Genomic DNA, 20,423 nt, shown 5'->3' on the forward strand with positions numbered 1-20,423 from the left:
GGTGGTAAAGGATATGATCTATCTGGTTAATCAAAAAGCGTAATTCGCTGCCCACTGAGCAAGCCTTGCCTGGTAGGGCTTGATGAAATTCTCTTCGGCGAATTTCCCTTGCTCGACAGCGAGGCGGTTGCGCTCGTCCCGGTCGTACACGATCAGGGTCAAGGAATAATCCTGGTGCTTGAGGCTGGGCCGATAGACCTTGCCGGCTGCCGAGTTGGCGTTGTAGATCTCAGGCCGGTAGATCTTCTGGAAGGTATCCATCGTGCTGATCGTGCCGATCAGTTCCAGATTGGTATAGTCCAGCAGCAGATCGCCGAAGAAATAGAAGGCCAGCGGGGCCACGCTGTTGGGTGGCATGAAGTAGCGCACCTTCATGCCCATCTTGCCGAAATACTCATCGGTGAGCGAATAGGCGTCCTGCACGTATTCCAGACCCAACACAGGATGCTGGTTCTCGGTACGTTGATAGGTCCTTGTGCTGGAAACGCTCAGGCAGATGACGGGCAGCTTCTTGAAGTGTGCCTGATACGCATCCGAACTGACGAAGGCCTTGAACAGCTTGCCATGCAGCTCGCCGAAATTCTCCGGGGCGCTGAAGGCAGATTGATTCTTGTTGTGTTCGATGAGCAGAACGCTGAAGTCGTAGTCACGCAGGTAGGACGAGAAATTATTTCCCGCGATGCCCTCAATGCGTTCGTTGGTCTTGCGATCAACAATGTTGGTCTTCAGGATTTCAATCAGCGGCAATGCTTGAGCAGCACGCTGACCGTCGATAGTCATCTCAACAGAAATGATCTCAAGCGTCACACTGTAGCGATCGCCGTTGGGATTATCCCAGTGCGCCAGAGCATTGAAGCGATTGTCAATCATCCTGAGCGTATTGCGCAGGTTCTCGTGACGGCTCGCACCACGTGCCAGATTCGCGAAGTTCGTGGTGATGCGTGACGCATCGGAAGGACGATAGTCCTCGTCGAAACAAATGCTCTTGATAGTAAATGTAAACGCTTTATGCATGTGACCTGAACCCCAGTTTCTTACTCAGTTAATCCCGCTTTCATTCCTGCGCCGTCAATACTTCCCAATGTTCGTTTCTGTTTTTTTTGATTCAGAAGTCTTGCCATTGCCAATATTTGAATCGAATTATAGTAGGTTCAATCCATGAATAAAAATGAATTAATTTCATAAAATCATTAGATATACTCATGAGAAAGGCTTTTCAAGCTGTCGCTTCTACAGCGCGGGGAAGGTGTCAGCGGTCGTGACTGCGAAGCCTTGTTGAGACCAGAGGATGGCGCGCTCGCGTGGCATCTCAGGCAGGTGGCAGGTCGGAATGAATTGATGGTTCTATGAGTCGCACTCATGAAAGCCACGCTGGTCAGCTATGTCACAGCAGGATGTTTAGCTTGCTCGATAAAGGCTAGCAGGTAGTCGAGATCCATCTCTGCCTCGCGCACGCCCACGAAGATCTGCTTGGGAATGCCGTGCTTGCCCAATCTCACGGGTACCACATCCATCTTGTCAGCGTATTCCAAGACCAGCCAACGCGGCAACGCTGCCACGCCCCGACCGCTGGCAACCATCTGCAGCATGATGTCGGTCGTCTCAATCGGTTTGTGGCGTTTGGGGGCAATACCGGCTGGTGTCAGGAACATGCTGTAAATATCCAGGCGATCGACCGAAACGGGATAAGTCACCAATACCTCGTCGGCCAACTGCCTAGGCTTGATGTATTCCTCTTTGGCCAGTTTGTGATTGCCAGCGACGACCAAGACCTGCTCGTAGTCGAAGACCGGCTCGAACACCAGTCCGGGCTTGTCCAGCGGATCGGGCGTGACCAGCAAGTCGATCTCGTAACCGAACAAGGCACCAATGCCGCCAAACTGGAATTTCTGTTTGACGTCGACGTCGACGTCGGGCCATGCCGTCAAATAGGGGGAGACGATCTTCAGCAGCCATTGGTAGCAAGGATGGCACTCCATCCCAATGCGCAAGGTGCCGCGCTCGCCTTGCGCAAACTGCTGCAGGCGCTCTTCGGCCAACTTCAGTTGCGGCAATACGCGGTTGGCTAGCGCCAGCAGGTATTGCCCCGCTTGTGTCAGGCGAAGGCTACGCCCTTCGCGCAGCCAGATGGCCGTCCCCAGTTGTTGCTCCAGTTTTTTCATACTGTGGCTCAGCGCTGACTGTGTCACGTGGAGGACGCCGGCTGCTGCGGTCAGCGATCCTTGCTTTTCGACCTCTTGGACGATGGATAGGTGGATGCGATCAAGCATGATGAATGAGTAAAATTCATATTTCGTTGAGATGACACCATTTTACTTCATCATTCGCTCTCCTTATGATCTCCTCATTCAATTCGATCACTGTGGGAGAGAACAGCATGCCCAACATGCAAATTATCATCTGCCAAACCTCAAGAAGATCGGTAAGATTTGAAATTTCTCTTGACATCCTCCCCGCCCTCAAGAGGCTGTCGCAAAAGGGTATTGAGTCGGTATCATGACCCCAACTGGTGGCCACGTCATTCCTGCGCGCTTTTGGCAGGAACCCAGCGGCGTTCGTGGTTAACTGAAAATGCCAGAAATTGTGGCATTTTCAGTGTAAAAAACGACGCTGGGTTCCCGCCAAAAGCATGCGGGAATGACGATGTATGCGGTGTTTCAGGTGTAAAAAACGTCCATCAGGCTTTTGCGACAGCGTCTCAAGAGCTTAAAGTTGTAAATTTAAAATACAACTTTGAGGCTGTTTATACAAAATACATATTTAAAGTTGTATTTTACCGATACAACCACTATGCTGTATCGGTCAAATACAGGATTAAGAATATGGTCTACCCTATTAAGACATTGCAGCAAATTCGGACTATTCTCGTCGGCTTTAGAAAGCATGCCGGATTGTCTCAAGCTGATGTGGCAAAATTACTTGGCGTTACTCAACAGAGTTACGCCAAAATTGAAGCGAATCCCAAAGCGACAAGTGTTGAAAGGCTATTTACAATATTGCGATTACTTGGAAGCGATATTGTTTTCACGCAAAACACGAAAATTTGGGGGGTTTCCGATGATCCCACAACAGCACCTCCGGTAGAGTTCACAGACAAAGAATCTCTTTCAGTGTTAGCTGAGCAAAGTACGAAAAACCCTTCATCAAAAATGGCCATAGCACTGAAGAGTAAAGCAATAAAAAAAAGCCATTCAGCTCCCTCGAAGGTAATCTCGCCATCTGGTACGAAAGAGAGTTGGTAAATGGGCCGTCGAGCACATACAAAACGTTTAAATATCTGGCTCAATGGCACACCAGTCGGGTACTGGGATGCGCAGAATAATAAGAGCACGCTAAGGTACTTTGATGAGTGGCTTGCTGATAAACAAAGGCGCCCTCTTTCCCTTTCACTTCCCTTTACACCAAATAACGAGCCACATCGAGGTATTGCTGTTCAAAACTATTTTGATAACTTGTTACCAGACAGTTTGACGATACGCCGTCGTATAGCTAGACACTTTAAAACAGACGGAATTGAACCTTATCAATTATTAGCTGAGGTTGGCCGTGATTGCGTTGGAGCAATTCAATTATTGCCAGAAGGCGATATACCAAACGATCTCTATTGTATTGCCGGTGAACCCCTGAGCGATAGGCAGGTTGCAGCAACACTAAGAAATGCCAGCACCGACAAACCTTTCGGAATGACAGAAAACGCTGTAGATCTTCGTTTGTCCATTGCAGGTGCTCAAGAAAAAAGTGCCCTTTTATGGCACCAAAATCAGTGGCAAAGGCCGCTAGGTAGCACGCCCACCACGCATATTTTTAAATTACCACTTGGCTTGGTCGGTGATATGAAGGCTGATATGCGTACTTCTGTAGAAAATGAATGGCTATGCTCTAAAATCATGAAAGGCTTTGATCTGCCTGTTGCAAATTGCGATATTGCTCAATTCGAAGATATAAAAGTACTTGTCGTTGAGCGATTTGATAGACGGTTGGCACAAGATGGCAATTGGATAGTACGACTACCGCAAGAGGATTTTTGTCAGGCGACGGGTACGTCGCCCCTCCAAAAATACCAAGCAGACGGGGGACCGGGAATTTCAAGCATCATGGAAATTCTTCTCGGCTCTGATCAATCATACCAAGATAGATTTAATTTTTTTAAAACCCAATTGGTCTTTTGGTTATTAGCAGCGATAGATGGACATGCAAAGAACTTTAGCATTTTCCATCGAGCCGGAAGTCAATTTCAGGCGACGCCGTTATACGACATCTTATCCGCTCATCCAATTATCGGCGCAAAAGCTCATAGCATTTCCCCTCAAAAAGTAAAATTAGCAATGGCAGTAAAAGGTTCGGAAAATTATTATTTCATTCGTCAAATACAGCGATGCCATTGGGGAAATCAGGCTAAATTAGTCGGATTAGGTGCCGCAACTGCTGAACAAATTATTGAATCTCTCATAAACAAAACTGAAGAAGTGGTTAACGCAGTTTATACCCAAATCCCACAAGGCTTCCCAGTCGATGTTGCTGACACGATTCTACGTGGCATGCTCAAGCAATGTGAAAACCTGAAAAAAATGCCCTCAGGAACATGATAGTTCCGAATTAAAAGAAACTATGCGCGAGTTCGATGCCTCGTGCTTAGCGCCTATCCCGACGACGAGCGGTCGAATAATTCATAGGTGATACCCCCTGCTCTTTTCCTTTTTTGCAACGCAGCCCCTTCATCTAAGACGCACAAAAACACTGCAAATTTACAATATATATTTATATATTATGTTTTATAGTATATTATAAAACCTTCTCATTGAAGATATTGACACCATGCCCGAGCTTGAAACTTCGCTTAACCTGAGCCAAATGCGCCTTGCTGCAACTGCCGCGTGCGGTTTGTTGAAAGTGCTCGCCAATCCGGACCGGCTGCTGTTGCTGTGCCAACTCACACAGGGGCCTCACTGTGTAAGCGAGCTTGAAACTATTTTGGGCATCCAACAGCCTAGCCTTTCTCAGCAGCTTGGCGTGTTGCGCGACGAAGGACTGGTCAGCACCCGGCGCGAAGGTAAGCAGATCTTTTACAGCATTGCCAGTCGTGAGGCGCAAGCAGTCATGCAAATCTTGTATCACCTGTATTGTCAACAACCGAACGGAGTCGCATGATGATCATTGATTGGACGCATTTCACACCTTGGACCTCCCTGGCGGGCGGCAGCCTCATCGGCTTGGCGGCAGCGATATTCCTGCTGTTCAACGGCCGTATCGCCGGTATCAGCGGAATTTTAGGTGGGTTACTGCAACGCTCTCATGGCGACATGGCTTGGCGCATTGCCTTCCTACTTGGACTGCTAGGCGCGCCCTTCTTCTATGGCATCTTCGCACCCTTACCTGCGGTGCACGTTGATGCCAGCACGGCCACACTGGTGGTAGCTGGTTTATTGGTCGGCGTCGGTACCCGCTATGGCTCGGGTTGCACCAGCGGCCACGGCGTGTGCGGCTTGTCGCGCGGCTCGCTGCGCTCGTTGGTTGCGACTGCCGCCTTCATGACAGCTGGCTTCATAACCGTGTTCATCGTTCGTCACCTTCTCGGATAAGGAAAACACCATGCATATCATCAGTGCACTCATTGCTGGGATCATTTTCGGTATCGGCCTGATTCTCTCGGGCATGACCAATCCTGCCAAGGTCATCGGCTTTCTTGATCTGACTGGTCGTTGGGATCCGTCGCTCGCTTTCGTCATGGGTGGTGCCATTCTGGTCGGGCTGTTTGCGTCACGCTGGGCAGCAGGACGCAGGCAATCACTGACAGGCGAGGTCATGCGCGTGCCCACGGCAACGCAGATTGATCGCCGTCTGGTATTGGGCGGCCTCAGCTTCGGGATAGGCTGGGGTCTGGCCGGTTATTGCCCGGGACCGGCGCTGACCTCACTGCTCAGCGGCGGCAGCAAGCCACTGGTGTTTGTGGCTGCCATGATCGCGGGCATGATCGTGTTTGAGGTATTGGAACACTTGCAGAGCCGTCGCAAACCGATTGCCTGACAAGGCGCGGCCGAGCAGTCAACGCATGCCCAGCGCATGCATGAGCAAACGCATGGCGCCGGCGAGTAAAGCAAGCGCGCTGACACTCAGGGTCCAGATCAGCACGAGCCAAGCAAGGCGTTTACCCCAGACCTGCCAGTTGCTGGCAGGTTTGGGCACTTCGTCAGATTGCCAATGATGGCGCATATCAATGGTATCCATCGCCGAGTTTCACCTTGCCACGAAATACGTAATACGACCAGACCGTGTAGCCGAGAATAAAAGGAATGATAAACAGCGTTCCAACCAGTGCAAAACCTTGGCTTTGTGGTGAAGATGCGGCCTCCCAGATGGAAATGGACGGCGGTATGATGTTGGGAAAGATACTGATCGCCAGCCCGGTATAGCCGAGAAAAACGATGGCCAATGCAGCTGCGAATGCGCCATGGTGCTGAGAATTTGTCCGAATAAAACGTAGCAGCAAGATCACGCCAATGGCCAGTAATACCGGTACCGGGGCAAACCATAGCATGTTGGGAAAACTGAACCAGCGTGCCGTGACGCGCGGGTTGACGAATGGCGTCCAAACACTGACCGCGCCAATAGCTGCGACTACCAGTGCCAGCAGCGGCCGCGTCAATTGCAGCATACGCCGTTGTAAATCGCCCTCGGTTTTCATGATCAACCAGGTACTGCCGAGTAGCCCGTAGGCGACGATCACGCCGACCCCGCATAACAGTGGGAATGGCCGCAGCCAGTCGAGCACGTGACCAACGTAGACATGGCCTTGCATAGGGAAACCATCGATATAGGCCCCCAAGGCAACACCCTGGAAGAAAGCGGCCGTCAGCGAACCGCCAATAAACGCCTTATCCCAAACATGTCGTTCGTGGTCGCGCGCCTTGAAGCGAAATTCGAAGGCCACGCCGCGAAAAATCAGGCCCAGCAGCATGAAGATCAGCGGCAGGTAGAGCGCAGTGAGAATGACTGAATAAGCCAGCGGGAAAGCGGCCAGCAGCGCCGCGCCACCGAGCACGAGCCAAGTCTCGTTGCCGTCCCATACAGGGGCCACGGTGTTCATCATGACGTCGCGCTCGTGCCGATCAGGTACGAAGGGAAACAGGATGCCAATGCCGAGGTCAAAGCCGTCCATGACAATGTACATGAACACGCCGAAGAAAATAATCACGGCCCAAATGATGGAGAGATCGATACCCATTTTGCTTAGCTCCGCTCGTTGGATGATGAAAGGTGAACAGCAACATCATCGTCCGCCGCTGACAGCGGACGGGCGGCGGTGTGACTGTGACCGGGCCCGCCGCTGATGTGGTGACGCTGGTCGTCATACGGTTGCGGCCCTTTGCGCATCAAGCGTAACAAGTAGGCGGTACCGGTGCCGAACACGGAAAAATAGACGATGATAAATAGTGCAAGCGTGAAGGCAAGTGGCGCAGCAGCGTGGGATGAAACGGCATCGGCGGTACGCATCAGGCCGTAGACCACCCAAGGTTGACGCCCAATTTCGGTGGTGAACCAGCCGGCGAGGATGGCCATCAAGCCTGCCGGCCCCATCATCAGCGTTGCGCGTAAGAAGTAGCGAGACTGGTACATGGTTTTACGCATGCGCAAGTAAACACCCCATAGACCCAGCACGATCATTGCTAAGCCGAGGGCCACCATGATACGGAAGCTGAAAAAGACTATCGTCGAATTCGGCCGCTCCGCTTTTGCAAACTCTTTCAAGCCTGGAATCTGGCCTTTCATGGTGTGCGTCAAGATCAAACTGCCGATGCGCGGGATCGCCACTTCATAATGGTTTTTTTCGGCCGCCATGTCGGGCCAAGCGAACAGGATCAGTGGTACCGCCTCATCGCCATGATTTTCCCAGTGGGCTTCAATGGCCGCGAGTTTGGCTGGCTGGTACGCCAGCGTGTTGAGACCATGGGCGTCGCCGATCAAGACTTGAATCGGCGCAACAATGACCAGCATCCACATTGCCATGGAAAGCATTTTGCGCACGGCAGGGCTATCGTTTTTTCTGAGCAAGTGCCACGCTGCGGCGGCGGCCACTATCAGCGCTGTGGCGAGAAAGGCAGCCGTGCTCATGTGCAGCAGACGATAAGGGAACGAGGGGTTAAGAATCACTTTCAGCCAATCCGTCGGCACCACGCTGCCGTTGACGATTGCGTAACCCTGCGGCGTTTGCATCCAGCTGTTTGAGGCCAGAATCCAGGTGGTGGAGATGAGTGTGCCGAGTGATACCATGGCGGTAGCGAAAAAGTGCAAGCCGCGCCCCACCCTTTCCCAACCGAACAGCATGACACCAAGAAAGCCGGCCTCGAGGAAAAAGGCCGTCAATACTTCATAAGCAAGCAGGGGCCCGGTAACGCCGCCGGCGAATGTGGAAAAGCCGCCCCAGTTGGTACCAAATTCGTAAGCCATGACGAGACCGGAAACCACGCCCATGCCAAAGTTGACGGAGAAAATCTTGATCCAGTAGTGGTATAGGTCGAGATAGACCGCTTTTCCGGTTTGCAGCCAGCGAAATTCGAGCACGGTTAGAAAGCTGGCCAGGCCGACGGTGATCGCCGGAAAAATGATATGAAACGAGATCGTGAAACCGAACTGAATGCGTGAGAGCTCTAACGCGCTGAAGCCAAACATATTTTCTCCAAAACCTTATGAAATTGCTTTAATAAATAGCGCTACTGCAACCGCTGCAGAAACAATGGCAAACGCTTTTTGTAGATACGGCCCCGATAGCCGCGCCGCGATCAAGCGGCCGCCGATCATCCCGCCCAGTGCGCCGGCAGCAAAGGGGAAGGCGATGGCCCATTGCAAGTGGCCAGACGCAGCACTGCTGGCCACGCCGGCAATCGAGACCAGAGCGATGACGGCGAGCGAAGTCGCCACAATCGACTGTGTCTTCAGGTCGGTATAGCGTTGCAATGCCGGCACCATGACAAAGCCGCCGCCGACTCCGAGCAAACCTGACAGGGTGCCAGCAAGCACACCGGAGAGCGCGAGTGCACGGGCGCAGGGCGCAGTCCAGCGTAGCTTGCCGCGTTCCGCATCCAATTGGCACGGCGGTAGCGTCTTGCTGGTCGACGCATTGTCCTGCGGCGAATGACTGCCAGCATCGTGCATGGCGCGTTGCAAGACCCGCACGGCCACGTACAGCAGCACAAACGAAAACACGATAGTCAGCGGCCGGTTAGGGCTACGTTGCGCCAACCACAAACCAAGCGGCGAACAAATGATTCCTGCGCCGGCAATCAGCGCTGCCGCCCGGTAGCGAACCGTGCCGTTTTTCAGCCCCATTAGCGCGCCCAAGGCCGCCGCCAGGCCGACTGCCAGTAAGCCAATGGGACCGGCTTCGGCCATGCTCAATCCGGCCCCAAAGACCAACAATGGCACGGCCAAGATACCGCCGCCAGCACCGGTGAGTGCAAGAATGATGCCGACTGTGAATCCGAGCAGCATGATGATGCTCATTGTGTCGACTCCGCTGGTATTCTTCGTTTCATCGATCTGCGGCTTCCGATTTGCCCATCCATGCTTGTCTCCTTACAACTATGCTGTGTGTTTCAGGCCGCGTTAAGTGGAATTTTCAGGTAGCGGATGCCGTTTGCTTCGGGTTCCGGGAAGTGCCCTGCACGCATATTGATTTGCACTGAAGGCAGGAGCAGGGTCGGCATGTCGAGCGAAGCATCTCGTTTTGTACGCATGACAACAAATTCCTCTTCGGTGATGCCGTTGCGTACATGAATATTGGAGCGTCGCTCTTCAGCGACGCTACTGACAAAGCGCAGCTCGCGGCCACCGGGCTGGTAGTCATGGCACATGTAGAGCAAGGTGTCTTCCGGCAAACTCAACACTTTGTTGATTGAACGGAACAGGGTTCTGGCGTCGCCGCCAGGAAAATCACAACGGGCGGTGCCATAGTCCGGCATGAACAGGGTGTCACCGACGAAGGCGGCTCGCTCGCTGCCATTGCCAACGACATAGCTCATACAGGCGGGGGTATGGCCTGGCGTATGCAGCGCGCGGCATTCCAGCGCTCCTATGGAAAACGGCTCATCGTTGGTAAACAAGTGATCGAATTGGCTGCCGTCACGCGCCATATCGGGGCCGGCATTAAACAGCGCACCAAACACTTTTTGCACGGTAGCGATCTGTGCGCCGATCCCGATCTTGCCGCCCAATCGTTCTTTCAAGTAAGGCGCTGCCGTCACATGATCGGCATGGACATGCGTTTCGAGTATCCATTCCAGCGTGGCATTGCGTTCCTTGACGAGGGCGATCAAGCGGTCGGCCGACGCCGTGCTGGTATGGCCGGAGTGTGGGTCGTAGTCCAGCACACTATCGACTAAAGCGCAAAGGCGGGTAAGGGGGTCCATGACCAGATAGCTGACCGTGCTGGTGGCAGGATCGAAAAATCCTTCAATATGAAGTGCTTGATTGCTCATGATTTTCATCCTTGGTGAGTTGCTTATGTCTCGTCGATGGAATGCACTACAGCAAAAGCCGTGCCAAAGTATTTCCTTAAAGAAAAATACCGTAGACATTTGATTTTAAACAATATTTAATTCAGCGCTACGGTTCGCATGACATTTTTGGCAGCTATTGACTGCCAATGGCAGAGCCATTTGACATAGTGGCAGTCTTGCGACATGATGCGTCATCACTAGGAGCGAATATGCCGAGCAAGCTTGCCACCCCTGCGGCACCATCCCTCATCTCTGCTACGGTACAGTCTTTGATCTCGTTTCTTGAATACGAGCCGCACCCAATGATCGTGCTTGACCCAGCCTACAACATCCTGGCCGCAAATGTTGCCTACCAGCGAAATTTCGGGCAGGTCGACAAACCCCTCATCGGCCACAAGTGTTATCGGATTTCGCATCAGTACGAGGTGCCATGCGATCAGGCTGGCGAGCATTGCCCAATGAAAAAAGCGCAAGAGTTGCGCGGGCCAGACCGTGTATTGCATATTCACCATACACCCCGGGGCCCCGAGCATGTTGCTGTGGAACTGCGTCCCATTTTTGATGAAAGCGGCACTATTACCGCGTATGTCGAACGCTTGGAGGTGGTGCGTAGTGCTTCGGCGCGACCCAGCGACGATGGATTGGTTGGTCGCTCGGCCGCATTCAATCATGCACTTGGCGCGTTGCGACGCGTCGCGCCATCTTTGCTGCCAGTATTGCTGCTCGGAGAATCGGGCACCGGCAAAGAATTGTTCGCGCGCGCCGTGCACGAAATGAGCAATCGGTCGGCTGGGCCGTTTGTCATCGTTGACTGCTCAGGCTTGACTGAAACGCTGTTCGAGAGCGAACTGTTCGGCCATGAAAAAGGCGCTTTCACCGGTGCGACTTCACGCAAACTGGGGCTAGTCGAGACCGCTCAGGGTGGCACTTTGTTTCTCGATGAAATAGGTGATGTGCCGCTGTCAATGCAGGTGAAATTGCTGCGCCTGATAGAATCGGGTACTTATCGCCGTGTCGGTAGCGTCGAAATTCAGCACGCGACCTTCCGCTTGGTGGCAGCCACCCACAAGGCGCTCGATCGCATGATGGAGCAGAGGGAATTTCGGCAAGACTTGTATTACCGTATCAGTGCATTTCCGATTGTATTACCGGCACTACGCGAGCGTCCCGACGACATTGTGCTGCTGGTCGATTCATTTTTGCAACGGATGTCTTCAGGTGAACGCAAGTTGACGATCAACGCAGAGGCGATGGAACTATTACAGCGCGGTTCTTGGCCGGGCAATGTGCGCGAGTTGCGCAATGTCTTGGAACGAGCCAGCCTGTTCGCCGACGACAACGTGATTCGCGTCGAGCATTTACCGCTACCAGCAAACATCGAAGCCACGCGACAGAGCAAGCGCACTCAGGCAAGCGTCGCCGGCCCAGCCGATGTTCCGATGACTGCATGGGGCGGCACACGCAAAGAGCTGGCAGCGCAAATGGGGATCAGCGAACGCAGCTTATATCGTCGACTGAAACAGCAAAACCGGCAAAACCGCTCCTAACGAAACGCGACTCACTCCGTCGCCATTGAATTAATGCAGCAATTTTAAAATAAGAGTGGCAATCAAGCCCCCCTGCAAAATACCGGCAGAAACAATGTAGCGAATTAAATCTGCTTTGGTATTGGCATTCAATGTTTCGCCAGACAATTTAAATTGACTTAATTCTGCCTTCACTTCTTGACGAAAATACGCTAATTCTGTCTTCACTTCTTGACGAAAATGCGCTGATTCCGTCTTCATTTCTTGACGCAACGAAGTCAACTCAAAAGCTATTTTACTCAGTTCCGAAGCCACATCCTGCTTGGCGGAAAAACGCTCGCTCATGCTGTCATCGGTAGCTTGAATGAGTTCCGCTAATAGTGCCGTTTGCACTTTGGCTTGTTCTGGTGGAACGCCTGATTTTTCCAACTTTTCCACCATTATTTGTGTGTCGAATGGAATTGCCGCCATCATTTTTGCCTCCCTGCGCGAGCGCCTTGCTTGGTATAGAAAACGCGCCGCCCAAGCAATGTATGCTGAATCATTTGCAAGACACTATTGCTTAAGCACATACCTGAAAAACAGCGGTACGCGACATGGACCTATATATCAGACAGAAGTGGGCGCTGAAAACAAATTTATCATTGAGAACAAATAAGGTCAACTTACAATTAAGCAAATAATTGTAGCCATGTAAGCTACTATGCCGTGAACAGCTTGAGTTCCATGGCGCGAGCGACGGCTTCGGTTCTGCGTTGTACCTGTAGTTTTCCAAAAATATTTTGATTATGCCATTTCACCGTGCTCAGCGATAAAAACAGCCGTTCACTGATTTCCTGGTTCGAACGTCCTTGCTGCATCAAGTGCAGTATTTCCAGCTCGCGGGGGCTATAGGATTCAACAGTTGGCGCGGAAAACTGAGGGGCCGCTCGGGTAATTTCGCTCTGCTTCATCGGCTCTTGCAGGGCAAAGACACTGAGTAATTTGGCCACGTAATCCGGTTTAATTGCTTGGCTGGCGGCTTCGGCGAGCAGCTTTGCCATGACAATACCTTCATCGACAAAAATGCGGATATATTCTCCTGGCTCTGCCAGTACCAAGGCCTCATTGAGTACCTGTATCGCTTCCGTTCTTCTATCCAAGGCTGCCAGTGTCATCACCTGTGTCACCAGCGCTTTGAGTACCTCATTGGGATAGCCTTTTTCTACCATGGCGCGTCGGTGTGCGTCGATAATTGAGAACGCCGCACTGCCATTCCCTTGCGCAAGAAATGCTTTGGCTTGGGCCAGCGGTAATTTTTGTTGAGTGGCCAAATAGGCCGCACCCGACACCTCACCTCGTCGTAACATTTCCACCACCTGAACCTCAGCAATTTCCTGCATCCGGCCAGTGAAAAGCTTTGTCTTTGCGGCCACGCTGGCTTGCGCCAATAAACTCACGGCACTATCGTTATCCTCGCGCGCCAACATCATGCGTGCGCGTAATACGTCGCCACCCAATCCGTTTTCACTTTCCGAGCGGGCGGCAAGCTTGCTGCTCTTCAAGGCATGGAACTCAGCCTCGTCGAGTTCATTCCATTCATACAGTATGCGCGCTAATCCAAGGTGGGCTTCGCATCCGATCAAATGGTCAGGATCAGTAATCATTTGCAAGGCGCGTCGGTAAGTGTCAGCGGCTGAGCGAAGTTGATTGTCGCTTGCTTCAATACCTGCCAGTGCGATCGATGCCGCTACGGTAAACATCATGTTTCCGTTCGACTGCCCGGTGGTGACTACCTCGGAGAAAGCGCGTCGCGCCCCTGCACGTTCATTCCGAAACAGCAACACAACACCGAGAGCACAGTGCGCGGCCGTGCGCGCGGGCTGATTGTCTGCTGACAAGAGCTCTAAAGCGCGCGTTGCTTGAGAATGAATGACGTCAATATTATGTTGCGAGACCGCCGACCAAGACCAGAGGGTGGCGATTTGCCCGTAAAGATCTGGGGTAGACGAAGTAATCGGGGCATGACCTAGTGCAGCCTCGGCGGCCAATAGTTTTGCACTCACTTGTTTCGATTGGCCGGCAATAAACAGGGCCCAAGCAAACGTCACCCAAAGGGATGGATAGGCATTCAAGACCTTGTGGGGCTGTGCTTGTAGCCAACGTACGACAGGCTCCATCTCACCACGGAAGTACAGGGGCGTGCCGTTTCCTTCAATCAGACGCATCGCGCGTGGTATGTCGTTCGCGGCGACGGCTTGGTGAAATGCATCAATTTCCAAGCCTTGTTTCTCGTACCATAGGCTGGCACGAAGATGAAATGTTGCTGCTTGCTGATTTTTGAGTAAGCGTTGGCGCAAGAAATCAGCGAACAAGTGGTGGTATCGATACCAGCGCCGCTCATTATCGAGCGGAACAATAAAGAGGTTGACCTGTTCGAGGTATGCCAAGGTTTCCTGCCCATCAGCAACTTCAAGCAGCGCATCACATCCAGATCGACTACACCACTGCGCAGCAGAACACTGTCTTTATCGAGTTTTTGCACGAAACACAGCCGCACCCCGGGGGCTTCTTTGGCGCAGCGAGCCAGCAAATCCGGCCCGAAATTTTCGACAAAACCCTCGCGTGTGCGGATCGTAAATGTTCTGATCAGTTGTGCGAGATCGAGGTTTTCTGCGGGACGCAGAAGCGCCTCAGCATCCTGCACAATCTGGCTCACTTTTTCACGCAACACGAGCGCCCGAGGAGTGGGAACCAAACCGCGTCCGGCTCGGACCAACAAGGGATCACCGGTGGTCGCTCGCAATCGGGCCAGTGCACGGCTCATTGCCGATGGGCTGAGGCCGAGGCGTTTCGCTGCGCGCGCAACACTTCCCTCTGCCAGAACGGCATCGAGAGTCAGGAGTAAATTAAGATCTGGGCTTGGCATGTGTTGAGTTTAACATAACGCACTGCAGACGAGATAGCAGCAAGCGTATGATTAAACAGCGTCGAATGCTTCAATAAACAAGGCCGATTTGACTATCCTATGGGGTCTGATTTACATACGGCGCTGACATCGTTGCCACGGATACGCTTACGACCAATGTACAACAATCGTTACAACAATCGTTACATAGATCTATTATATTTGATGGCCAAATGGTTTCACGTGGGCGTGCTCGCAAAACCAGCTACGCGGCCAGACGAGCAATTCGTGGTAGTCAGGCACCGTTGATGCTGTATTCCGTCGACACCACCGGACGTACGCATGAAGCAGGCCAGCTTGAAGCGATTTATCCGGCCGGTTGTGCGATGCGCTTTGCCACCCCCTTGCCATGGCCGCTGTACGAAGAAATGCAAGATGGCTGGTTTCGCGGGCTCCCTTATCCCTTGGCAGATATGCGACCACAAGGTTTTGTAGGACGCAATTTTGCGCATCAGTATGCATCGATTCTGCAAGTCGACGCCGACCTGACACGCTGGAGTGAAGATGACGTCTTACACGTATTGAGTTTGCTGGGGTCAGATCAAGCCGGCAATTACATCTTAGGTGAAGCGGCGCTGCGCCGCTTCTATGAGGAACAACAAAGCAAACCGCCGTTTCTCACTGAAGATGCCATCGTCACAGCCTATCCGGCGCTGGCTCAACAGGCGCTGAGCCATGGCACAGTGGGTTCGTCCGCTGCCGGGGAATTTCCAAAATTTACCGCCCGACGCATGACAAGCACAGCGCAGCACGTGATTGTGAAATTTTCCGGTTCAGATGCTTCACCACAAGCACAGCGCTGGTCAGATTTACTGGTCTGCAAACACTTAGCCTTGAATACGATTGCTGACACGCTGCACGTTGCGGCAGCAAACAGTCGCATTTATCAATTCGGGGCGCGGACTTTTTACGAAGTGGATCGATTCGACCGCCACGGCGAGTTCGGCCGCTCCGGCGTCTGTAGTTGGCACGAGATGAATGTCGCCTTGTTCGGCAAAGCTGGCTCATGGTCTGCTGCAGCCGATGACTTGCTCGAGAATAATTACATCGCACCAGAAACGCGCGGCCAGATACAACTTTTGGAACTTTTTGGCCATTTAATCGCGAATACCGATATGCATGACGGGAATCTGGCATTCCAGCCAAACCTGATGTTAGCGCCGGCCTACGATATGTTACCGATGTTCTATGCACCACAACGTGGGGTTGAATTGCTTGATAGAAAATTTACGCCAACTTTGCCAAGCCCAAGAGAACGCTCCGCGTGGCTACAAGCTGCCGCGGCAGCCGCCGTGTTTTGGCATCGTGCGGCATGCGATCCAAGGATCAGCGATCGCTTCCGCACGATTTCAGCAGCGAATGCGCAGCAAATCGAAAGATTAATCAGCTCGCAGCGTGAGCAATAATTTAAGCAGTTTTAATCATTGAGCCGCGTAATCATATACTGCACGGCCGCGGTAATTTCCGCATCAGTGCAAGTGCTGCAGGAACCGCGCGCCGGCATGATTTTGTAACCGTGGATGGCGTGCTCAATCAGACGCGTCGGGCCCTGTGCCAAGCGGGCAGCCCAAGCCGGCCGGTCACTCAGTTTCGGGGCGCCGTTGACGCCACGCAGATGGCATTCGGCGCATTGCATGTTGTAAATCAGTGCGCCAGAACGCGGCCGCAGCTCTGCTGCCGGGGCTTGTGCTGCCAGCGCCAGCAAGCTGGCCGTGTACAGCAGGCTGATGATATTGGGCATATTTCTACCTCCTTGCCATGACAGAATATCGATTATCGCATGCGCAGCGAAACGCCGACGATAGGCTACAATAGCGCCACTTTCCGCCATCCTCTCTCCGACAGATCATGAATAAGCGCGCTTCCTGGGTCGATTATGCCAAAGGCTACGGCATTGTGCTGGTGGTCTATGGTCACGTCAGTCGTGGCTTGTTCAACGCCGGTCTGCTGCTCGATGCGCCGCGTTTCACGCTCATCGACAGCGTGATTTACAGTTTTCACATGCCGCTGTTTTTCTTTTTGTCGGGTTTGTTCTTCATTCCATCTTTCAACAAATATGGCCGGCCTGCGCTGCTGAGGGAAAAAGCCGGCAGTATTGTCTACCCCTACCTGGTCTGGTCGCTGCTGCAAGGTTACATCGAAGTGCTGTTGTCGCGCTATACCACCGCGCATGTCAGCTCGAGCGAGGTGTTGGCGCTGCTATGGCAGCCGCGCGCGCAATTTTGGTTTTTGTATGTTTTATTTACCTTGTTCGGCTTGATGGCGCTGCTGTATCGGCGCCCGGGCGCGGCCGTGTTGCTGCCGGCCGCCGCGCTGCTGGCCTGGATTGCCCACCTGCGGCTCAGTTTTCCATTTCCGCTCGATTTCATCGCCACGTATCTGTTGTTTTTTTGGCTGGGCACTGAGGCACTGCGTGTGCAAGCTTGGCTGCAAACACATGCGCTGGCGGCCACCTTGCTGTGCGCTGCGGCCTTCGCGGCCTTAGCTTACTGGCTGCATGGGCCGCTGGGCTTGCGCTATACCAGTCCGTCACTGTTGCTGCTGCCACTGGCACTGAGCGGGATCGCGCTGGTCTGCAGTCTGGCCATGCTGTCGACGCGGGCCGGCCGCGCCTTGCACTGGCTGCAATTGTGCGGCCGGTATTCGATGACTATCTATCTCATGCATATCTTGGTCGGCAGCGGCGTGCGCATCGTGTTGCAAAAATTCTGCGGCATCGATAACAGCGCCCTGCACTTGCTGCTGGCTTGCGTGATCGCGTGTGCGCTGCCGATAGGGTTTTACCGGTTCAGCCAGCGCCATGCCGCGCTGACTTACTGCTTTTCTCTGCCGCCTGCGCCGTCAGCCAAGCTGCCGCATCCATAGCGGCAATGCGGCCTTCGTCGGTCGGTATCACCCAGACTTCCTGGCTGCTTTCAGGCGCATGTATGGCGGCGATTTGTTCGCCGCTGGCTGCGTGATTTTTAGCCGCATCGATTTTCACCCCGAGATAGGCCAGACCGCGTGCGACTTGTTCACGCAAGGCGGCATCATGTTCACCGATACCGCCGGTAAACGCCAATACATCGAGCCCCTGCAAACAGGCAGACAAGGCTCCGCTTTCGCGAATGATGCGGTAAGCGAACAAATCGATCGCGGCGCCTGCCTCTGGCCTCTCACTACGACGTAGCATGCGCATATCAGCCGAGATACCGGACATGCCGAGCAAGCCAGATTCGCGATACAGCAGCGTTTCTATGCGTTTGGCATCCCACCCCGCCTGCAGCAAATGCAGCAGCACGCCAGGATCGAGCGCACCACAGCGGGTTCCCATCATCAAGCCATCGAGCGCGGAAAAACCCATGGTGGTGGCGATACTGCGGCCGTCACGCATAGCGCATACACTGGCACCATTGCCGAGATGGGCCATCAGCACGCGCTGGCTGGCGCGCGTGGAATGCTGCGCCAAGCGGCCCGCCACATAGCGATAGGATAAGCCGTGAAAACCGTAGCGGCGAATGCCGGCCGCACGTAAAGCCAAGGGCAGCGGTATGGTGGATTCATTGACTGGCAGGGTGGAATGAAAGCCGGTGTCGAAACAAGCGATTTGCGGCAGCTCGGGGTAAGCTTGTTGAAACGCCCTTACCCCTTCCAGATTATGCGGCTGGTGCAGCGGTGCCAGCGGTGCCAGCTTTTGCAGATAACTGCTGACCTCGTCATCGACCGGCAGCGAGGCGGCATAGCGTTCACCACCATGGACGATGCGGTGGGCTACGGCGACGATATCGATGCCCGTACTGTGCTGTGTAATCAGGCTGCGCAAGCTGGTCAGGGCGACGGCAAACAATTGTTCAGGATCGGCCGCCGCGAGTGGGAATTGTTCGCGGCCGTCGGCGCTGTCCAAGCGTATCGCCGGTGTGCCACCGGGTTCGAGACCATCGACCAAACCGGACAAGACGGCCGCATCAACGATGGCATGGTGCTGTGGATAAAGCGCGAATTTAATCGATGAAGAACCGGAATTGACGGCCAAGATAGCGCTGCTCATGGCGCATTTTTCCTGTATTCATGGGCCAGCAATTTCACCAATGCGGCCGAAGCCACGCGTGCGCTGGCACCGTCGGCGCGGCTGGTCAGGGCGATCGGCACGCGCGCACCGAGCACGATGCCGCAAGTGGCAGCACCGGCCAGATATTCAAATTGTTTGGCCAGCATATTGCCCGATTCGAGGTCCGGCACCATCAGGATATCAACCTCACCGGCCACTGCTGAAACAATCCCCTTGACGCGCGCAGCTGCGGCCGAGATGGCGTTATCGAAGGCCAGCGGGCCATCGATAATGGCACCGCTGATTTGACCGCGATCGGCCATTTTGCATAAGGCGGCCGCATCGATGGTGGAGGGGATTTTCGGGTTGATGGTTTCGAGTGCAGACAGAATCGCCACCTTTGGCACGGCGATGCCGAGGGCATGCGCGAGCTCGATGGCATTTTGCAGAATATCGGCTTTTTCGGCCAAATTCGGCGCGATATTGAGCGCCGCATCGGTCAGCAGCAAGGCCTTGTGATACATCGGTGCATCGAGATGAAACACGTGCGACAAGCGACGCTTGGTTTTCAAACCGGCGCAATGTACTACGGCTGACATCAATTCATCGGTGTGCAGACTGCCCTTCATCAAGGCTTCGACGGCCCCGGCGGCGGCCAGTTCGACGGCTTTGTCGGCGGCCGCATGGCTGTGCGCGACATCGATGATTTCAATGCCGGCAAGGTCGAGCCCGGCTGCGGCTGCCACGGCTTGCAAGCGGGCTTTTGGCGCGATCAAGACAGCAATGATGAGGCCGGCACGGGCGGCGTCGAGCGCGCCCTGTAAAGAATCGGCATCACAGGGATGGACCACGGCGCAGCGCACCGGGGCCAGCTGGTGCACGCTGGCGATCAAGGCTTGTTGACGCGCGCCGAGGTCGAACAGGGCTAAGGTCGGCAAACTGCTGCGCGTGCGGCGTACCGATTCAGTCGGTGCGATCACCAGCGCGTTACCGGCGACTACCGTGACACCATCTTGATTAATGATATGACAATCGAGCGTGACGCGTTTTTTCAAATCATCCTTGCTCACCACAGTAGCCGAAATGGTCAAGACATCACCGATGCGTACCGGTTTGGAAAAGTGCAGAGTTTGTTCGAGATAAATCGTGCCGGGCCCCGGCAATTGCGTGCCGAGTATGGTCGAGATCAAGGCCCCTCCCCACATGCCATGCGCAATCACGCCGTGAAACAGGGTGTGGTCGGCATACTCGCTGTCGAGATGGGCCGGATTGACATCGCCCGAAATAGCCGCGAATGCCAGGATGTCGGCCCGCGTAAGCGTGCGCGTATGGCTGGCCGACTGGCCGATGTAAATATCGTCGTAGATCACATTGGCAATCACGGCTTGCTCGTTCTGCAGCGGATAAACGGGGTTGTTCATTGAATGCTC

The 20,423-nt window shown here is 53.7% G+C and carries 20 protein-coding genes and 1 pseudogene; 8 read left to right on the forward strand and 13 right to left on the reverse strand.

The genetic code is table 11. The annotated features are described in order from the left end of the window. Positions 1-30: 30 nt before the first annotated feature. Both RHM61_RS00840 and RHM61_RS00845 read right to left on the reverse strand, forming a co-directional pair. Positions 31-1,014 (reverse strand): DUF1852 domain-containing protein, encoded by a 984-nt coding sequence (locus tag RHM61_RS00840; protein WP_322249249.1) that lies wholly within the window; start codon positions 1,012-1,014, stop codon positions 31-33. 365 nt (positions 1,015-1,379) lie between these two features. Beyond that, positions 1,380-2,270: a LysR family transcriptional regulator gene (locus tag RHM61_RS00845; RefSeq protein ID WP_322249250.1), complete on the reverse strand. Its 891-nt coding sequence runs from the start codon at positions 2,268-2,270 to the stop codon at positions 1,380-1,382. A 264-nt stretch (positions 2,271-2,534) separates the two neighbouring features. On the opposite strand from RHM61_RS00845, the gene RHM61_RS00850 reads away from it, so the two are divergent. From RHM61_RS00850 to RHM61_RS00870, 5 genes are all read left to right on the forward strand, one after another. Beyond that, positions 2,535-3,242: a helix-turn-helix domain-containing protein gene (locus tag RHM61_RS00850; RefSeq protein WP_322249251.1), complete on the forward strand. Its 708-nt coding sequence runs from the start codon at positions 2,535-2,537 to the stop codon at positions 3,240-3,242. After that, entirely contained in the window at positions 3,243-4,586 is a 1,344-nt protein-coding gene (locus RHM61_RS00855) for a type II toxin-antitoxin system HipA family toxin (protein ID WP_322249252.1), read from the forward strand. A gap of 229 nt (positions 4,587-4,815) precedes the next feature. After that, positions 4,816-5,148: a metalloregulator ArsR/SmtB family transcription factor gene (locus tag RHM61_RS00860; RefSeq protein ID WP_322249253.1), complete on the forward strand. Its 333-nt coding sequence runs from the start codon at positions 4,816-4,818 to the stop codon at positions 5,146-5,148. Next, positions 5,148-5,579 carry a YeeE/YedE family protein gene (locus RHM61_RS00865; RefSeq protein WP_322251013.1) on the forward strand — a complete coding sequence of 144 codons (432 nt, stop codon included), beginning with the start codon at positions 5,148-5,150 and terminating at the stop codon, positions 5,577-5,579. The genes RHM61_RS00860 and RHM61_RS00865 overlap by 1 nt, the downstream gene beginning before the upstream one ends. Before the next feature lie 10 nt (positions 5,580-5,589). Next, the gene (locus tag RHM61_RS00870; protein ID WP_322249254.1) at positions 5,590-6,024 is read left to right on the forward strand and encodes a YeeE/YedE family protein; all 435 of its coding nucleotides are present in this window, start codon (positions 5,590-5,592) and stop codon (positions 6,022-6,024) included. An 18-nt stretch (positions 6,025-6,042) separates the two neighbouring features. On the opposite strand, the gene RHM61_RS00875 is transcribed toward RHM61_RS00870, so the two are convergent. From RHM61_RS00875 to RHM61_RS00895, 5 genes are all read right to left on the reverse strand, one after another. Next, a complete protein-coding gene (locus tag RHM61_RS00875) occupies positions 6,043-6,225 on the reverse strand; it encodes a DUF2474 domain-containing protein (protein ID WP_322249255.1) in 183 nt (60 codons plus the stop codon). Continuing rightward, positions 6,212-7,222 carry a cytochrome d ubiquinol oxidase subunit II gene (cydB, locus tag RHM61_RS00880; protein ID WP_322249256.1) on the reverse strand — a complete coding sequence of 337 codons (1,011 nt, stop codon included), beginning with the start codon at positions 7,220-7,222 and terminating at the stop codon, positions 6,212-6,214. Before cydB ends, RHM61_RS00875 begins: the two co-directional genes overlap by 14 nt. A 5-nt stretch (positions 7,223-7,227) precedes the next feature. Next, the gene (locus RHM61_RS00885) at positions 7,228-8,667 is read right to left on the reverse strand and encodes a cytochrome ubiquinol oxidase subunit I (protein ID WP_322249257.1); all 1,440 of its coding nucleotides are present in this window, start codon (positions 8,665-8,667) and stop codon (positions 7,228-7,230) included. A gap of 15 nt (positions 8,668-8,682) precedes the next feature. After that, the gene (locus RHM61_RS00890; protein WP_322249258.1) at positions 8,683-9,498 is read right to left on the reverse strand and encodes a sulfite exporter TauE/SafE family protein; all 816 of its coding nucleotides are present in this window, start codon (positions 9,496-9,498) and stop codon (positions 8,683-8,685) included. A 92-nt stretch (positions 9,499-9,590) separates the two neighbouring features. Beyond that, the gene (locus tag RHM61_RS00895) at positions 9,591-10,472 is read right to left on the reverse strand and encodes an MBL fold metallo-hydrolase (RefSeq protein ID WP_322249259.1); all 882 of its coding nucleotides are present in this window, start codon (positions 10,470-10,472) and stop codon (positions 9,591-9,593) included. A gap of 230 nt (positions 10,473-10,702) precedes the next feature. On the opposite strand from RHM61_RS00895, the gene RHM61_RS00900 reads away from it, so the two are divergent. After that, positions 10,703-12,040, forward strand: a complete 1,338-nt coding sequence (locus RHM61_RS00900) for a sigma-54 interaction domain-containing protein (RefSeq protein ID WP_322249260.1) — start codon at positions 10,703-10,705, stop codon at positions 12,038-12,040. A 30-nt stretch (positions 12,041-12,070) separates the two neighbouring features. On the opposite strand, the gene RHM61_RS00905 is transcribed toward RHM61_RS00900, so the two are convergent. The 3 genes and pseudogenes from RHM61_RS00905 to RHM61_RS00915 form a co-directional block, all read right to left on the reverse strand. After that, positions 12,071-12,493 carry a coiled-coil domain-containing protein gene (locus tag RHM61_RS00905; protein WP_322249261.1) on the reverse strand — a complete coding sequence of 141 codons (423 nt, stop codon included), beginning with the start codon at positions 12,491-12,493 and terminating at the stop codon, positions 12,071-12,073. A gap of 227 nt (positions 12,494-12,720) precedes the next feature. Then, positions 12,721-14,226 (reverse strand): LuxR C-terminal-related transcriptional regulator, encoded by a 1,506-nt coding sequence (locus RHM61_RS00910; RefSeq protein ID WP_322249262.1) that lies wholly within the window; start codon positions 14,224-14,226, stop codon positions 12,721-12,723. Between the two features lie 260 nt (positions 14,227-14,486). Further along, a pseudogene (locus RHM61_RS00915) lies at positions 14,487-14,927 on the reverse strand (LysR family transcriptional regulator); the annotation flags it as partial. Positions 14,928-15,139: 212 nt separating this feature from the next. Here RHM61_RS00915 and yjjJ point away from each other — a divergent pair. After that, entirely contained in the window at positions 15,140-16,372 is a 1,233-nt protein-coding gene (gene yjjJ, locus RHM61_RS00920; protein ID WP_322249263.1) for a type II toxin-antitoxin system HipA family toxin YjjJ, read from the forward strand. 11 nt (positions 16,373-16,383) lie between these two features. On the opposite strand, the gene RHM61_RS00925 is transcribed toward yjjJ, so the two are convergent. Continuing rightward, positions 16,384-16,707 (reverse strand): c-type cytochrome, encoded by a 324-nt coding sequence (locus RHM61_RS00925; RefSeq protein WP_322249264.1) that lies wholly within the window; start codon positions 16,705-16,707, stop codon positions 16,384-16,386. A 107-nt stretch (positions 16,708-16,814) separates the two neighbouring features. Here RHM61_RS00925 and RHM61_RS00930 point away from each other — a divergent pair, with 107 nt between their 5' ends. Continuing rightward, on the forward strand, positions 16,815-17,831 hold the full coding sequence (locus RHM61_RS00930; protein WP_322249265.1) for an acyltransferase: 1,017 nt from the start codon (positions 16,815-16,817) through the stop codon (positions 17,829-17,831). Here the strand turns inward: RHM61_RS00930 and RHM61_RS00935 are convergent. Together RHM61_RS00935 and RHM61_RS00940 are read right to left on the reverse strand one after the other, a co-directional pair. Next, on the reverse strand, positions 17,755-18,993 hold the full coding sequence (locus RHM61_RS00935) for an acetate/propionate family kinase (RefSeq protein WP_322249266.1): 1,239 nt from the start codon (positions 18,991-18,993) through the stop codon (positions 17,755-17,757). The genes RHM61_RS00930 and RHM61_RS00935 overlap by 77 nt on opposite strands. Further along, positions 18,990-20,414 carry a bifunctional enoyl-CoA hydratase/phosphate acetyltransferase gene (locus tag RHM61_RS00940; protein ID WP_322249267.1) on the reverse strand — a complete coding sequence of 475 codons (1,425 nt, stop codon included), beginning with the start codon at positions 20,412-20,414 and terminating at the stop codon, positions 18,990-18,992. Before RHM61_RS00940 ends, RHM61_RS00935 begins: the two co-directional genes overlap by 4 nt. Between the last annotated feature and the right edge of the window lie 9 nt (positions 20,415-20,423).

This window comes from Undibacterium sp. CCC3.4, assembly GCF_034347425.1.
In the GTDB taxonomy this organism is placed as follows: domain Bacteria; phylum Pseudomonadota; class Gammaproteobacteria; order Burkholderiales; family Burkholderiaceae_D; genus Undibacterium.